Annotated in this window: 17 protein-coding genes; 13 read left to right on the top strand and 4 right to left on the bottom strand. The window is 59.4% G+C overall.

Features of this window, described 5'->3' with window-relative positions; genetic code table 11:
- Positions 1–9 precede the first annotated feature (9 nt).
- The 5 genes from LJ738_RS19480 to lysS all read left to right on the top strand — a co-directional run bounded on the left by LJ738_RS19480 (position 10) and on the right by lysS (position 6,921).
- Positions 10–378 carry a hypothetical protein gene (locus tag LJ738_RS19480; protein WP_227788020.1) on the top strand — a complete coding sequence of 123 codons (369 nt, stop codon included), beginning with the start codon at positions 10–12 and terminating at the stop codon, positions 376–378.
- A 168-nt stretch (positions 379–546) separates the two neighbouring features.
- Positions 547–1,407 carry a hypothetical protein gene (locus LJ738_RS21560; RefSeq protein WP_317206814.1) on the top strand — a complete coding sequence of 287 codons (861 nt, stop codon included), beginning with the start codon at positions 547–549 and terminating at the stop codon, positions 1,405–1,407.
- 235 nt (positions 1,408–1,642) lie between these two features.
- Positions 1,643–3,811, top strand: a complete 2,169-nt coding sequence (locus tag LJ738_RS19470; protein WP_227788019.1) for a carboxy terminal-processing peptidase — start codon at positions 1,643–1,645, stop codon at positions 3,809–3,811.
- 275 nt (positions 3,812–4,086) lie between these two features.
- Positions 4,087–5,175 (top strand): hypothetical protein, encoded by a 1,089-nt coding sequence (locus tag LJ738_RS19465; protein ID WP_227788018.1) that lies wholly within the window; start codon positions 4,087–4,089, stop codon positions 5,173–5,175.
- Between the two features lie 195 nt (positions 5,176–5,370).
- The gene (lysS, locus tag LJ738_RS19460) at positions 5,371–6,921 is read left to right on the top strand and encodes a lysine--tRNA ligase (protein WP_227788043.1); all 1,551 of its coding nucleotides are present in this window, start codon (positions 5,371–5,373) and stop codon (positions 6,919–6,921) included.
- A gap of 429 nt (positions 6,922–7,350) precedes the next feature.
- On the opposite strand, the gene LJ738_RS19455 is transcribed toward lysS, so the two are convergent.
- Positions 7,351–7,707, bottom strand: coding sequence for a YtxH domain-containing protein (locus LJ738_RS19455; RefSeq protein ID WP_227788017.1), 357 nt, complete (start codon positions 7,705–7,707; stop codon positions 7,351–7,353).
- 174 nt (positions 7,708–7,881) lie between these two features.
- A complete protein-coding gene (locus LJ738_RS21555; RefSeq protein WP_317206813.1) occupies positions 7,882–8,319 on the bottom strand; it encodes a YtxH domain-containing protein in 438 nt (145 codons plus the stop codon).
- Between the two features lie 262 nt (positions 8,320–8,581).
- Here LJ738_RS21555 and LJ738_RS19445 point away from each other — a divergent pair, with 262 nt between their 5' ends.
- The 6 genes from LJ738_RS19445 to LJ738_RS19420 all read left to right on the top strand — a co-directional run bounded on the left by LJ738_RS19445 (position 8,582) and on the right by LJ738_RS19420 (position 12,109).
- A complete protein-coding gene (locus LJ738_RS19445; RefSeq protein ID WP_227788016.1) occupies positions 8,582–8,848 on the top strand; it encodes a Kazal-type serine protease inhibitor family protein in 267 nt (88 codons plus the stop codon).
- A gap of 14 nt (positions 8,849–8,862) precedes the next feature.
- On the top strand, positions 8,863–9,801 hold the full coding sequence (locus tag LJ738_RS19440) for a GNAT family N-acetyltransferase (protein WP_227788015.1): 939 nt from the start codon (positions 8,863–8,865) through the stop codon (positions 9,799–9,801).
- 243 nt (positions 9,802–10,044) lie between these two features.
- Positions 10,045–10,416 (top strand): cupin domain-containing protein, encoded by a 372-nt coding sequence (locus LJ738_RS19435; protein WP_227788014.1) that lies wholly within the window; start codon positions 10,045–10,047, stop codon positions 10,414–10,416.
- 5 nt (positions 10,417–10,421) lie between these two features.
- On the top strand, positions 10,422–10,853 hold the full coding sequence (locus LJ738_RS19430) for an ACT domain-containing protein (RefSeq protein ID WP_227788013.1): 432 nt from the start codon (positions 10,422–10,424) through the stop codon (positions 10,851–10,853).
- A gap of 48 nt (positions 10,854–10,901) precedes the next feature.
- On the top strand, positions 10,902–11,759 hold the full coding sequence (locus LJ738_RS19425) for a dienelactone hydrolase family protein (protein ID WP_227788012.1): 858 nt from the start codon (positions 10,902–10,904) through the stop codon (positions 11,757–11,759).
- Positions 11,760–11,836: 77 nt separating this feature from the next.
- Positions 11,837–12,109, top strand: coding sequence for a hypothetical protein (locus LJ738_RS19420; RefSeq protein WP_227788011.1), 273 nt, complete (start codon positions 11,837–11,839; stop codon positions 12,107–12,109).
- 111 nt (positions 12,110–12,220) lie between these two features.
- Here LJ738_RS19420 and LJ738_RS19415 read toward each other — a convergent pair whose 3' ends face one another.
- A complete protein-coding gene (locus LJ738_RS19415; protein ID WP_227788010.1) occupies positions 12,221–13,798 on the bottom strand; it encodes a M28 family metallopeptidase in 1,578 nt (525 codons plus the stop codon).
- A gap of 326 nt (positions 13,799–14,124) precedes the next feature.
- On the opposite strand from LJ738_RS19415, the gene LJ738_RS19410 reads away from it, so the two are divergent.
- Together LJ738_RS19410 and LJ738_RS19405 are read left to right on the top strand one after the other, a co-directional pair.
- Positions 14,125–14,577, top strand: coding sequence for a hypothetical protein (locus LJ738_RS19410; protein WP_227788009.1), 453 nt, complete (start codon positions 14,125–14,127; stop codon positions 14,575–14,577).
- Positions 14,578–14,668: 91 nt separating this feature from the next.
- A complete protein-coding gene (locus LJ738_RS19405; RefSeq protein WP_227788008.1) occupies positions 14,669–15,214 on the top strand; it encodes a DUF4890 domain-containing protein in 546 nt (181 codons plus the stop codon).
- 84 nt (positions 15,215–15,298) lie between these two features.
- Here LJ738_RS19405 and uxuA read toward each other — a convergent pair.
- On the bottom strand, positions 15,299–15,790 hold a 492-nt coding region (gene uxuA / locus LJ738_RS19400), incomplete at its 5' end, for a mannonate dehydratase (RefSeq protein ID WP_227788007.1).

The raw sequence follows: 15,790 nt of genomic DNA, 5'->3' as shown, positions 1-15,790 counted from the left end.
TGCCCCGCCATGATTGGTCGTATCCGCACGTACTTAATTCGTTATTCCCGTCAACAAACCGGTACCGTCAGCTACCTCACCCTGGTGCAGGAAGCTGAGCTAGGATTAAATCTGGAGATTTCGCACGAAAAATCCCGCCTGAATGAAATGCTCGCCGAAATCTCCGTGGCCGAGCACGAAGACGGCCGCCCGCCCCTGAGCTGCCTCGTGAAGGTGCAAGGCTCGAAGGGCCAGGGAGATAATTTCTATAAACTGTGCGAAAAGATGGGCATGGGCGAGTGGCGGAGCCTCAAGCAGAACGAAGACTTTTTGAAAGACTTAGTGCAGGAATGCCGGGATTTTTGGCGCGACGAAGCCAACTTTCAGAAATACGCCTAGGAAGCGCCTCAATGCCAGTTGCCTAGCCCAACCATGTGAGCGGAGTTAGTGCAGAGGTAGGAAAGAATGGAAAATAAGCGGGATGTAACCTCTACTGCGGTGGTCCCGTTAAGGACATCAACCAGCCGGTAGGTTGGTTTACATTTCCACATTTCCACATCTTTCACCATGAATACCAACGATCCTAACAACCCGCAGAACACCGGTACCGGCGCAGGCTCTAACTATGGCACCAGCAACACTGGTACCGGCATGGGCAACAGCACCGGCCTGAGCAACGAAGGCACCAGCTACAATGCTGGTACTGGCTCCGGCAGCGGCACGGGTGTAAACAGCACCTCCGGTGCTTCTTTGGGTAACCCAACTAATTCAACCGACGGCGACGACTTCAGCGCAACTGCTAAAGGAGCTGCTATGGCTGGCACCCCCGGTGCCGTGGTAGGCCGCGCCGTTGATGGCATTCAGAATACGGCCGACAGCGCCGCTCACGCCGTAACCGGCGAACCCTACCGCGATGGTGGCAACGTCAGCGGCATGTTCCGCGACCGCACCAGCGCTGAGAAGGCTTACCAGTCGCTCTCGTCGCGTGGCTACGGCAAAGAAGACGTCAACGTGTTGATGTCGGACGAAACCCGCAAGACGCACTTTGGCGAAGACACCGCGCATACCGACCTGGGCGATAAGGCCATGGAAGGTGCTGGCGTAGGTTCGGCCATCGGTGGTACTGCTGGTGCTATCATTGGCGCTATCGCGGCCATTGGCACGTCGGTAGCGCTGCCCGGCCTGGGCCTGATTATCGCTGGCCCGCTGGCTGCTGCTCTGGCAGGCGCCGGTGCCGGTGGCCTCACGGGTGGCCTGGTAGGCGCCCTGGTGGGCTCGGGCATTCCCGAGGAGCACGCTGCTGAATACGAGCGCGGCATCAAGAGCGGCAATATTGTGATGGGTGTGAAGCCCCGTAATGCCGAGGATGCCAAGTACTTCGAAGACGAGTTCCGTCGCCACAGCGCCGACAAGGTTTACAAGTATTAATCTTGTCCCGGGCTTCGGCCTGTGAATACCAAAAAAAGCCTTTCCCGCTCGGGAAAGGCTTTTTTATTGCAACCCTTTCGCGTTGTGGCTGGTCTGTAGCAGGTGGGCCGTAAGGGTTTAGCAATTCGGGCACTTATTTCACCCGTTAGGGCGTTTTCATCGTAAGTAAGGGGCCCCGGAGTTGCCTCCTACTCTCCTTACATTTGATTCTCATCCCCGTTTTATTTTCCTGCAAATGTCTTCTTCTCCCCGCTTGAAAGTCGGGCTGTATGCCTTTTTGGTAGCAGCCGTGTTTGTTCTGGCATCGTACCGCTTGCTGCGCCGGTCCGACTCGGTGGCCCCGAGTAAAGACCAGGTGCTGATTGGCATTATGCTACGGGGCCTCACGGAGGCCCACTACCAGCCCGAAAAGGTGGATGATGCGTTTTCCAAGCGCGTGTTCGACCTGTACCTGAAGCACCTCGACTACCGCAAGCAGTTCTTGCTGGCCACCGATGTGGAGCAGCTGCGCCGGTACCAGACCCAAATCGATGACGAGGTAAAGCGCGGTTCCCACGAATTCCTCGACCTCAGCACCAAGCTGATGGCTGACCGCACCAAGGAAATGCAGGGCTTGTACCGCGAGATATTGGCCAAGCCCTTCGATTTTACGGTGGATGAAAGCTTCCAATCTGATTTTGAGAAAGCCGCCTTCCCGGCCGATAAAGCGGCCCAGCGCGAGATGTGGCGCAAGCTGCTGAAGTTCGAAACACTAAGCCGGATGTCGGAAATGATGGAGGCGCAGGAAAAAGCCAAGCAGGCCAAGCCCAGCGGCGCCACAGCTGCCCCGAGTGCCGCCGACGCGGACGCCCCAACCGCTGCTGAGCCCACCCGCACGCCTGCCGAAATGGAAGCCGAGGCCCGCAAGCGTGTGCTGAAGTACTACGACGAGCAGTTTGCGGAAATCAATGAGATTGACGCCAACGACCGCCTGGCAACCTATGCCAACACCATTGCCAACACCTACGACCCGCACACCGAGTACTTCGCGCCCAAAGCCAAGGAGGATTTCGATTACGAAATGACCGGCCGTTTTGAAGGCATTGGGGCTACGCTGCGGGAGAAAGAAGGCCTGATTTACGTGGATGAAATTATCCCCGGCTCGGCTTCGGCCCGCCAGGGCGACTTGAAAAAGGGTGATGCTATTATTCGCGTAGCCCAGGCTCAGGCTGAGCCGGTGAGCATCGAAGGCTGGCACACCACCAAAGCCGTGACACTGATTCGGGGCAAGAAAGGCTCGGAAGTGCGGCTGACGGTGAAAAAGCCCGACGGCAGCACCAAGGTTATTCCCATCGTCCGCGACGTGGTGGTGGTTGATGAGAAGTATGCGCAGTCCTCAGTTATTACGGACAAGGGCCAGAAAATTGGCTACCTGCGTCTGCCGGGCTTCTACGCCGACTTCAACGACAACGGCGGCCGTAGCTCGTCGGATGACGTGAAGAAGGAACTGGCCAAGCTCAACGCCGAGGGCGTGAAGGGTGTGATTCTGGACCTGCGCTTCAACGGCGGAGGCTCGCTCACCGATGCGGTATCTATGGCCGGCCTGTTTATGGAAAGCGGCCCCATGGTGCAGGTACGCGACGGCCAGGGCCGCACGCAGGTACTGACCGACAACGACCCCCGCGTGCAATACAGCGGCCCGCTGGTGGTGCTGGTGAACAAGTACAGCGCCTCGGCTTCGGAGATTCTGGCGGCTGCCGTGCAGGACTACCACCGCGGCATCATCATGGGCTCGACCAGCACGTACGGCAAAGGCACTGTGCAGCGCATTTTCGACCTCGACGAGGCTCTGCCCACAGAGCTGAACAACGTGAAGCCCATTGGCTCGCTCAAGCTCACCACCCAGAAGTTCTACCGCGTGAACGGTGGCTCAACCCAGTTTAAGGGGGTGGTTTCGGACATTGTGGTGCCGGACCTGTATTCGTACCTCGACCAGGGCGAAAAGGAATCGGACTATCCGCTGAAGTGGGATGAGATTCAGCCCGCCCGCTACCGCCCCTGGAATGGTGCTCCCGCCATCGACAAGCTACGCGCCAACAGCAAAGCCCGCGTAGCCGCTAACCCCAGCTTTAAGGTGATGGACGAGATGGTAAAAAGCATGCGCAAGCGCAAAGACGAAACCACGGTTTCGCTCAAGCTGAGCGCCTACCGGACCGAGCAGCAGCAGGCCCAAGCCATATCGGACCGCTACGAAGCCGCCCAGAAAAGCACCACCGCGCTAGCCTTCTCCCCGCTCACAGCCGATGTACGGGCCGCGGGCGGCGACACGGTGAAGATTAACCGCGCCTCGCGCATCACCAAGACGCTCAAGAAGGACATCACCATTGGCGAAGCCGTTGCGGTGATTCAGGACGAGTTGAAGTAAACGTCCGGCCAATTTTAATTGGCTCAATTTTAGGCCAATATGGTCTGAGCGCCAACGTTAGCAAAAAGCCCCCGTGCACTATGGTGCGGGGGCTTTTTTTGGCACCTTTTTGGCATGACAACTATATTAGTAAACGGACAGCACCAAAGCATTAGCTCAATTTTTACAATATCTAATGCAAATACCTGTAAATCAATTTACTAATCATACAATTAATTTGACAAAAAAATTAGCAATCAGGCAACTAAAAAGCTGCCGATTGCTGTTTACTAAGCATGAAGACTACAGAGGAAACCCGCATCATCCCGCTCAACCCGCAGGTAGAAGCTGCCGGTGATGAGCAACAGCAGAAGCTAGCTGATGAAACCTGGCGCAAATCAATCCCAGCGCAGGTTTTCCTCAACTACTTCTTTGCCATTAACTATCACATTCAAGAGAACGACGACCTGCTCGGCGGCCTGCAGAACCTGCCGTTTTTCCGCAGCCATACGGCTGAGCTGAACGACGCCGACGTGGCCACGCTCACCAAGCTGCTGCACACCAGCTGGAGCACGGAGTACGCGCTGCGTGCCACGGCCGAACTGGGCGACGACAACTTCCTGCGCAACGCCCTGCACTGGACGTTCCCGCAGGCGTACCACGCCATCCTGTCGGGCTTGCAGGCATTCCTGTACACCACCGGGGTGCGCTCGAACAACGGCCAGCTTATCCGCCGTGAGGTGGGCCGACTGGTGGTGAAGAATGCCTACCCGCGGCCGGTGTCGTTTTACGCGGCCGGCGCTTACGGCGACTTCAGCATTCACCGCTTGCCGCTGGCCGGCTACAAGGCCGGGCTGCACATTGCCAGCAAGGAGATTGACGCCCAGGCCCAGATTGGGCAGTTCTTGCGCACCACGCGCAAAATGAAGGCCCAGTGGACCCGCGCGCAGGTGCAGGCCAACCCCAACACGGCCATCCGCAGCCAGAAGACGGGCCGCCCGCTGGATAAGTGGACGGCGGCGCACTGGCAGCAGATTACGTGGCGCCTGGGCTACACCACCATCTTCGACCTACTGGGCCGCCTGCGCATTTCGCAGACCAGCCGCGAGATAGAGCGCTACGTGGAGGCCGACATCGACTTCCGCTTGTTCCACGCCTCGCTGCTGAACATCGTGAGCTACCTCAACGGCATCCACGAAACGTACGTGGCCAAGGCCCTGGGCCTGGAACGCTACCGCCAGCTGGTGGCCGAGCTGCCCGAGCATTTGCAGGCAGGCTTTGTGGAAGACCGGTTGCACACCCGCGTCGAGCCGGTGCTGGCCCCCACGCCGCCCACGGCACCGGCCATTGCCACCGAGGCTCCGCAGTACCGCATTGCTGCTTAAGGCCGGTTTCGGTGGATTTTGTGAACGTAAAGCCGCTCCGGTTCGGAGCGGCTTTTTTCGTACCGTACTTTTGTGGTTCACTTTTATTGACCACGCCCCTGCTCGCCTCGGCCAGCAGCCTGATTTTTCCGGCAGAATCGTCCACGAAATCCGTGGAATCCGGAAAATCCGCGCGAATCCGTGGTTCAGATTATCATGCAGCACCTCAGCGAACAGGAACTACAGCGCCGCCACAAACTCGAAGAATTGGAAAAGCTGGGCATCGAAGCGTATCCGTCAGAATTGGTCGACGTGACGTTTTACGCCAAGGAAATTCACGACAACTACCACCCCGAGCTCAACAACTTTCAGGACGTGTGCCTGGCGGGCCGACTGATGTCGCAGCGCGTAATGGGTAAGGCGTCGTTTGCGGAGCTGATGGATACTTCGGGCCGCATTCAGCTGTATGTGAACAGGGATGAAATCTGCCCTGGCGAGGACAAGGAGCTATACAATACGGTGTTTAAGAAGCTGCTTGATTTGGGCGACTTCATCAGCGTGAAAGGCCGCGTGTTTAAGACGCAGGTGGGCGAAACGTCCATCCACGTGACGGAGCTGAAACTGCTGGCTAAGGCCTTGCGCCCGCTGCCGGTGGTGAAAACCCAAAAGGATGAAGCTACCGGCGAAGTCGTGACCTACGACGCCTTCACCGACCCCGAGCAGCGCTACCGCCAACGCTACGTAGACTTGGCGGTGAACCCGCAGGTGCGCGACACCTTCATCAAGCGCACGCAGTTGGTGCAGTCGATGCGGAATTTCCTCAACGAAAAAGGCTACCTGGAAGTGGAAACGCCGATTCTGCAGCCGCTGTACGGCGGCGCGGCGGCCCGCCCCTTCACCACGCACCACAACACGCTGGACATGACGCTGTACTTGCGCATTGCCAACGAGCTGTACCTCAAGCGCCTCATCGTGGGCGGCTTCGACGGCGTGTACGAGTTCAGCAAAGACTTCCGCAACGAGGGCATGAGCCGGTTCCACAACCCAGAGTTCACCCAGATGGAGCTCTACGTGGCTTACAAGGACTACGCCTGGATGATGGACCTGGTAGAGGAAATGGTAGAGCGCGTGGCCATGGCCCTGCACGGCCAGACCGAAGTGCAGGTGGGCAACAACGTCATCAACTTCCAGCGGCCCTGGCAGCGCTACACCATGTTTGAGGCCATTGAGAAGTATACCGGCAAGGCCATCGGCGAGATGGACGAAGCCCAGCTGCGCGAAACGGCCCAGGAGCTGCACGTGCACCTGGACCCCAGCATGGGCAAGGCCAAAATCATCGACGAAATATTCGGCGAGCACGTGGAGCCCAAGCTCATTCAGCCCACGTTTATCACCGACTACCCGGTGGAGATGTCGCCGCTGGCTAAGAAGCACCGCGACCGCCCCGGCATGGTGGAGCGGTTCGAGGCCATTTGCAACGGTAAGGAAATCTGCAACGCTTTCTCGGAGCTCAACGACCCCATCGACCAGCGCAAGCGCTTCGAAGACCAGCTGGAGCTGGGCAAACGCGGAGACACCGAAGCCATGGTGCTCGACGAGGACTTCCTGCGAGCCCTGGAGTACGGCATGCCGCCCACGGCCGGCCTGGGCATCGGCATCGACCGCCTGAGCATGATTATGACCAACTCCCACTCTATTCAGGACGTGCTGTTCTTCCCGCAGATGAAGCCGGAGAACGTACAGAAAGAGAAGCAGGAGAAGGAATAAGCTCCTCTCGCCCTCTATCATCCTTACCTGTCATGCAGAGCGCAGCGAAGCATCTTATCAGGTTAGCTCAATTCGTTCCACTGTAATAAGATGCTTCGCTGCGCTCTGCATGACAAACGATTGAATGAGCAGGACAGACGGTTGATTTGGAATAGCTTAAAAATCGAAAAGCCCCACACGAAATGTCGTGCGGGGCTTTTCTTTTATAATCGTCTTACCCTTCAAACCGCTACTCTTAACAGAAGCTTGCGATGAACACGTCTGATTTTACTATTGAGTTGTTTAACCAATCTCAATAGAAGGTCCTACGGTCGGCAATTTTACTGATAAAATTTACGGCCTTCTTTCAAGGCGATTATGTACGATTTTACGTGCAAGCGCCAGAGTGGGTTACACCAAAAGAAAAAATATTTTTTAGCTCAACAACACCTATTTGGGCCCCTGGTGCCGGGCATCGTCGCCAAAGCCGTCGTAGTCCGGGTCGGCATCGAAGGTGTGGGCGGAGGAGATGTTGCTGCCGCCCAGGCCCTCCAGGAGGCGGTCGGCGGCTTCTTTGTCTTCGCTCACGGCCGCGTCAGGGTTGGTGTGGCCGGGCTGGGCGCCCTGCACTTTGGCTAGGGTGTCTTTCACCAGTTTGCCGAGGTCGCCGCCCCATTTGCTAGCCGAGCGGCGCAGGTTGGAACGGGCGTCGTCGCCGGTTTCGGGGGCTAGTAGCAAGCCGGCCACAATGCCGGCCGTGGCACCTGCCAGCAGCGAGAGAATGACTTTGCCTTTGTCGTCTTTCATGACATATAGGAAAATGGGTTAGTCGCAATCAATTACCTAACGGAAAACGTGCCCAGTTGTTAGAGTCAGCTCAAAAAAGCTGCTGCCGGGCCTCAATTCAACCGTTTTTCGCGTGTTCAAAAAAAAGCCCCGCACCTTGTGGCGCGGGGCTTTTGGTAAGTGGCAGAAGCCAGCTTACATATCGTTCAGCATCTTGGTGATTTCGGCTTTGCCTTTGCCGAGCTTGCTCTGCAAGCGGCCCACCAGCTCGTCGCCTTGGCCTTCGGTGTAGGTCAGGTCCTCATCGGTGAGCTGAGCGTATTGCTGCTTCAGCTTGCCTTTGATGTCGTTCCATTCGCCTTTCAGCTTGAGGCTGCTGCCGGGCAGGGTCACGCCGAGGTCTTCGAGTTTGCCAGCGTATTCTTTGAATTTAGCTTCGAGGTCGGAACCGATTTTCGTGGCTTGCTCGCCGAGCTGGCCGCTGTACTTGGAGGCAACGCCTTTCCAGTTTTCGCGGGTGGCAGTGCCTTTATCGGGAGCCAATAGCATACCGGCAATGATGCCAGCGCCGGCACCAGCGAGTGCAGCTAAGAGAATTTTGCCGGCGTTGTTGTCTTGTTCTTGGTACGACATGGTAATGGGTAATGAAGGGTGAATGGGGGTGAAAGATGTTCTAGAGGAAGCGCGGAGGCAAATTCAAAACTAGATATTTGGTTTTGCGTCTGCGTTTGGTCTGGCAGACTATACGCACGGCGTCGAACGGGGTTGAGCTGAAGAACAAAATTTCCTTTCTGCTGTGGGGTCGCATCGTTGGCAGGATTTTGCCGCTACAGTCCGTTTGGGCACCTCGGCGTAGATTCGCTTCTATTCCTTCCATTCCTATCCTATTTATAGTATGAAAACGCCCCGCCTTCTCTTCGCCACCTTGCTGCTGGCCGCCGCGTGCCAGCGCCAAGCCCCCCCCACCGCCGCGGGCCAAAGCCCCGCCACGGACGCCACGGCCTGCATCGACCCCAGCAAAATCAAGCCGGATGGCATTTGCACCATGGACTACAAGCCCGTGTGCGGTTGCGACGGCAAAACCTACTCCAATGCCTGCGTGGCCGGCAATGCCGGTGTGCGCACCTACACCGATGGGCCCTGCCCCACCACTCCCAAGTAATCTTACCTGCCTGAATGCCCGCCAAATCCCGCTACCGCGACTTCTGCCGCACTGCGCCCGATGTGCCCGTGTTTGCTCAAGCGTGGTACCTGGATGCCTGCGCCACCGGCGGCGAGTGGGACGTGGTGCTGGCCGAGGACAACGGCCGCGTAGCCGCCGCGCTGCCGTATTTCTACAAGCAGAAAGGGCCGTTTCGGTACGTTACCATGCCGCCCTTTGTGAAGATGCTGGGACCGTACCTGCTGCCGGAATTTCGCGGGGTGCTGAAAAAGGAGCACCTGTTGCTGGAGGACTTAATCAAGCAGCTGCCCCGGTTCGCTGCCTTCAAGCAGAACTTCTACCCGACTGCCACCAATTGGCTGCCGTTTTATTGGCTCAACTACCGCCAGACCACTTATTACACCTACCGCCTCAACGGCCTGCACCAGCTCCCGCTGATTGAGAATGGGCTGAACCGCAACATCCGGCGCAACATTCAGAAGGCGCAGCAGCAGGTCCGGGTGGTGCATAATTTATCAGCCGAGCAATTTTATCAGCTCAATAAAATGAGCTTCGACCGGCAGGGCCTGGCCATGCCGTATTCGTGGGCCCAGTTTGAGCGGCACGATGCCGCACTGGCCGCCAACAGTGCGCGCCAGATGTTCTTCGCCGTGGATGCCCAGGAGCGCATTCATTCGGCGGCCTATTTAATCTGGGATAACCAAGCCGCATATTATCACCTCTCCGGCGATGACCCGGCCCTGCGCGAGAGCGGCGCGGGCATCCTGCTCATCTGGGAAGCCATACGCTACGCCAGCGAGGTGCTCGGGCTGGCGTGTTTTGACTTTGAAGGCAGCATGCTGCCGGCCGTGGAGCGCATCCGGGTGCAATTTGGGGCCGTGCAAACGCCATATTTCTTTGTATGGAAATACAATTCGCGCGCTTTTGAGTTACTGGAAAAGCTGAAGCGCTAAACCCGAACGACAACTCCCCTCCTTTTCAAGGAGGGGATGTTCGAGCCAACGGCTCGGACGGGGGTGGTTGAATCGTTGAACGACACCCGAACGATTCTGGCATCAGTCGTTCGCCCATCGTTCAACGGCTCAACCACCCCAGTTGCCGCTGGCGCTGCAACGTCCCCTCCTTGGTAAGGAGGGGAGTTTTTTGTTCTGCTTCTCACCTCAACATACTAACACCTCCTCCTTCATCTCCTAATAATGTCTGAAAAACGCTACGTCCTCAACCCCGCCCCTTTTGTAGTGCCCACCACCGATGGCAAGCTCATTGAAGAGCACGTGGGCGGGGCCAGCACCGGCACCGCTGCCTACAGCCTGGCGCACATGGTGGCGCCCCCGCACTGGAGCGAGCCGTACCAGACGCCGAGCTTCGACGAAATCACCATTGTGGTGCGCGGCCGGAAGCGGTTTGAAATAGATGGCGACGTGGTGGAGCTGCAGGCCGGGCAGGCCCTGCTGATTAAAGGCGGCGCACGGGTGCGCTACTCCAACCCGTTTGAGGAAGAGTGCGAGTACTGGTCGGTGTGCGTGCCGGCGTTCAGCCCCGACACCGTGAATCGGGAGGAAGAATAGCAGCCATGGCAGGCGAAACCAACCTGCAGCGCCTGCTGGCCAGCATGCAGCCGGTACTGAACGCTGGCCAATACGTGTTTTGCACGACTCACGCGGTTACCACTGTGCCGGCAGAATTGGTGCTAGGCTCGTTCCGTGAAACCGAAGGCCTCACCCTGATTGTGGCCCGGGAAACGGCCGATGCCCATGGGTTGAGCTACGACTATGTATCGGCCTGGCTGACCCTGAACGTGCATTCATCGCTGGCCGCCGTGGGGCTGACGGCGGCCGTAGCCGCAGCCTTGGCCCGGGAAAACATCAGCTGCAATGTGGTGGCAGCTTATTTCCACGACCACCTGTTTGTGGCCCAAGCCGATGCGCAGCGAGCATTGGCGGCGCTGCAGGCCTTCTCGGGCGAGGCCGGTGGCAGCCCTTCCAAAAAGGTGGCCGACCGATAACGCCAGGATTCCCGCTCACAATTTGCACTCAACCAGTACATTTAGCCCATGGACCAGCGCATCATCAACCTCTTCGACGAATACACCCATGCCCCTCTCACCCGCAAGGAATTTCTGGACCGGCTGGGCAAGCTGGCCGGGGGCACGGCACTGGCGCTGGCGGCCCTCTCAGCACTGGAGCCGGGCTACGCCCAGGCCGCGACCATTACGCCCGAAGCCGATAACCTGGTGGCCGAAGAAGTGAGCTGGATTGGCGATGGGTCGCCGGTGCGCGGCTACCTGGTGCACCCCAAAGGCCGCAAGAAGCGGGGTGCGGTAGTGGTGATTCACGAAAACCGGGGCCTCACGCCGCACATCAAAGACGTAACCCGGCGCGTGGCCCAGGCTGGGTACCTGGCGCTGGGCGTGGATGCGCTTTCGCCCCTGGGCGGCACGCCCGCCGATGAGGACAAGGGCCGTGAGCTCATTGGCCAGCTCGACCCCACCAAAAACCTCAACAACTACCTGAAGGCCCTCGAGTACCTGCGGGCCCGGCCCGACTGCAACGGCCGCACCGGCGCCGTGGGCTTCTGCTGGGGCGGCGGCCTGGTAAACCAGCTGGCCGTGCACGACCCCAAGCTCGACGCCGGCGTGGCCTACTATGGGCAGCAGCCCAAAGCCGAAGACGTGCCCCAAATAAAAGCGGCCATGATGCTGCACTACGGCGGCCTCGACCAACGCATCAACGCCGGCATTCCGGCCTACGAAGCGGCCCTGAAAGCGGCCGGCACCAAGTATGAGCTGTACGTGTACGAAGGCGTGAACCATGCCTTCAACAACGACACCTCCCCGGCCCGCTACAACGCCGAAGCCGCTAAACTGGCTTGGGAACGCACTTTACGACTTTTCAAGGAAAAATTGGGCTAAACCGGCGGCCGGACGCATCTTTGCGGCTCGTCCCGGTTTTCATGTCGAGTAAGAAACTGCCCGCTTTACTTGTTGCCTTGTTGCTTAAAGTCTCCAGTAGCCTGGCGCAGGCGGCGCCTGCTGCGGCGCCCGCACCCGCGCCCGACTACGAGGAGGTGAGTGTACCGGTGCCCCGGGCCATTTCGCTGATTACGGACGTGGCGAAGGTGGTACTCTCCCGCGAGCCGGGCAGCGACAAAGTGCAGGCGCTGATAGACCGGCGCCGCGCCCGCTCAGAAAAAGGCGACCAAAGCCTTACCATCAGCATTCCGAAGAATAAAATCACCCGTACGCTGGGCCTAGTCGAATAGCTACTCCAACAGCTCAGAAACAGAGTAGCCTACTGCGGTCAGCTCAATAAAAAAGCCCGGCCGAACATCTGTCCGGCCGGGCTTTTTTATTGAGCTGATTAGTTCGCAATACTACTGGGCTTTGGCGGGAGCCGGCAGGGGCTTGCGGGGCAGCTTCTGGTCGCGCATGGCGGCGTTGTACACAAACGAGGCCACTACTACCGAGGCCTGCTTGAGGTCGTCGGCCACGAGGCGGTCGTAGGTGTCTTGGTTGGAGTGGTGGGTGCGGGAGAAGTAGTCCAACCCATCCTGAATGAACTGGAAGCCCGGCAGGCCTACGGCGTCGAACGCCACGTGGTCGGTGCTGCCGGTGTTGCGCAGGGTCACGGTGCTGGCGCCCATATCGGCAAAAGGCTGGAGCCAGGCGGTGAAAATCGGCTTCACGGCCTCGTTGCCCTGGGCGTAGATGCCGCGAATTTTGCCGGCGCCATTGTCGAGGTTGAAATAAGCCGCCAGCTTCTCGTGCTCGGGCTTGAGCTGCATGGTGGCGGGGTCGGCGAAGTGGTTTTTCACGTAGTTGCGCGAGCCGTGCAGGCCTTGCTCCTCTTCGCCCCACAGCGCAATGCGGATGGTGCGGCGCGGCTTCAGGCCCGTGGCCTTGAGGATGCGCACGGCTTCCATCATCACGGCGCAGCCGGCGGCATTGTCGGTGGCCCCGGTGGCGCCGTGCCACGAATCGAGGTGGCCGCCGAGCATCACCACTTCGCTTTTCAGCTTCTTGTCGGTGCCGGGGATTTCGGCCACCACGTTGTAGCCTTTGAGGTCCTGGGTTTGGAAACGGGTCTTGGTTTCCATCTCAATTTCTACCGGAATGCCGGCTTCGACCAGGCGAATGAGGCGCAGCTGGTCTTCGCTCGACATTTCCAGCTCGGGCAGCACCGGCTTGGCATCGGCGGCGTAGGGCGCGCCGTTGGTGGTAAACACCGTGCCGTCGGTGCCGCGGCCGGGGCTGAGCACGGCGGCAGCGCCCTCGGTCATCAGCATGGCGGTCATTTTCTGGCGCAGCTCGCGGGCGGCCATCATGGCGGCGCGGCGGGCTTCGGGGTTGGCCTCGGCGGGGCGGTTGGCGGCGGTGGGAGCGCCACCGGCGGGCGCGTCGGCCATTTTCTGCAAGTCTTCGGCAGTGAGGCGCTTGGCATCGGCCTCGAAGTTGGGCTGGAGCGGAGCAGCCACGGGCAGCAGCACAATTTTATCGCGCAGCTTGCCCTGGTACTTGGACATGTCGGCTTCGGTTTTCACGTCCACGTAGGCCACTTGCTTGCGCAGATTGCCGGCGGTGCTGGGCGTCCAGGCTTTGGGTATGCCGATGAGGGCGTGGTAGTAAGGCGCCGTCATAGCCACGTACGACTTCTCAATGTCCCAGCCGCGGCCGAAGTCGCCCCAGGCTTCGATGTTGGCATTGGCGAGGCCGTACTTGGTGAGCTGGCTTTTGGTCCACTCGTTGGCACGCTTCAGGCCGTCGGAATTGGCCAGGCGCGGGCCGCTCACGTCGGTTAGGTAAAAGGCCGTTTCCATCACCTTGGAGCGGTTCATGCCCTCGTCACGGATTTTGGCCAGGGCCGCGCCGTCTATTTTCTCGGTGGCTTGGGCGGCGGCGGGCGCACTGCAGGCCAGCCCACCGGCCAGCGTAAGGAGAACTAGTTTGTTCATATAAAAGCGGTTTGCTTGGGGTTTGAATGCCCAAGATAGGCAAAATAGAGGGCCTGAAACCGTACTTCTGAGCACATAATAAGGGGAGCTTACCCGCTGGGCTGGTTGGGCTAAAACCCCATAGGCGGGCCCCGTCTGGGGATAGTGCCGGTTGGTCGGTACTTCTGCCCTGCCCGTCCAGCTTCCGGTTTTTGGTCTGCTTTCGGCCGATGGTTTGCAAATACCCCAGCAGAACGAGTCGATTCCCTCTTTCAGGAGCCCGCTGCCTGCAGCATCCGAGCCCAAAAATCTTCCAACCCCACCTTCACCTTCTTCATTCAAAAACCATGAAAGCTTCCTTGTTTTCCATCCTCGCTGCCGCTGCTCTCTTCACTACTTCGGCTTCTTTCGCTGCTGCTCCGGCCACCGCATCTTACGATGACCACCGCAACGACCACGGCTACAATGACCGGTACAACGACCGCAAAAGCAAAGACTTCAACTACGGCTACGACCGCAACCACCGCGTAACCGACTACGAGCGGGCCCGCTGGGAAGCCGACCACCGCAACGACGGCCGCGACGACCACTTCGACCGCAACCAGAACTACGGCTACGACCGCAACCACCGCGTAACAGGCCAGGAAAGAGCCCGCTGGGAAGCCCAACAGCGCGAAGCCCAACTACGCGAAGCTAAACTGCGCCAGGTGCAGCTCCGCGAAGCCAAGCTGCGGGAAGCCCAGCAGCGCGAGGCCCTGCAGCGCGCTCAGTGGGAAGCGGCCCACCGCAACCGCCGCTAATCCGTACTAAGCTCGCCTATCCATTCCGGCGCCCGCCTGGGCGCCGGAATCAGGCTTTAATTTCTTTACCCAACCAACCCCAACCCAATCAATGAAAACCTCCTTCTTGCCCCTGCTGGCCGCTTTTGCTCTCACCATTGGCACGGCTGCTGCCCAAACCACCCCCACCACTCCTCCGGCTCCGGGCCAGATGGAAGGCCGTGGCTACGGCCGCATGCAGGGCACCCCTGAAGAAATGGCCACCCGCCAGAGCCAGCGCATGACCCAGGAACTGGGCCTGAGCGCCGACCAAACCGCCAAAGTGCAGCAAATACTGCTGGCGCGGGGCCAGGAAATGCAGGCCATGCGCGGCCAAGCCCGCGACGAGAGCAACCGCGAGCAGATGCGCACGCAGATGGAAGCCAGCCGCACCAAATACGAGGAGCAGTTTAAAGCCGTGCTGACCCCCGAGCAGTACACCAAGTACACCACCATGCAAGGCGACCGCATGAACCGCGGTGGCGGAGGCGGACGTGGCTACGGCCAAGCCGATGGCACCGAGGCTGGCAAAGTGAAGATGAAAGCCGACAAAGTAAAAATCAAGGCCAGCAAAGCCGACAAGAAAGCGGCCAAAGCCGCTAAGAAAGCCAGCATGTAATTTCCACATCGCTGCAACAAAAAAGCCCCTGCCGATTGGCAGGGGCTTTTTTGTTTTAAAATCAGCTCAAGAATGGCCTGGGGTTTAGGCGGCAGGAAGGCTGCGCGTAATGCCCAGCTCCAGCCCACGCAGTTCGGCCAGCCCGCGCAGGCGGCCGATGGCGGAGTAGCCCGGGTTGGTGCGCTTGTGCAGGTCGTCGAGCATCTGGTGGCCGTGGTCGGGGCGCATGGGCAGGCTCACCTGGCGCTGGCGCATCACCTGCACCAGCTCGCGCATGACGGCGTACATGTCCACGTCGCCTTCCAGGTGGTTGGCCTCGTAGAAGTTGCCGTCGGCGTCGCGCTGGGTGCTGCGCAGGTGCAGGAAATGGATGCGGTCGGCAAACTGGCGCACCATGGCGGGCAGGTCGTTGTCGGGGCGCACGCCGAACGAGCCAGTGCAAAAGCACAGGCCGTTGTGGCGCGAGGGCACGGCCGCGGCCAGGGCCGCCACGTCGGCGGCGGTGCTCACCACCCGGGGCAGGCCCAGGATGGCATACGGCGGGTCGTCGGGGTGAATGGCCAGGTGGAGGCCCAC

Origin of the sequence: Hymenobacter plasmatis (assembly GCF_020711255.1) — a bacterium.
Classification (GTDB): domain Bacteria; phylum Bacteroidota; class Bacteroidia; order Cytophagales; family Hymenobacteraceae; genus Hymenobacter.
This window is presented reverse-complemented; position numbering and strand designations above follow the sequence as displayed.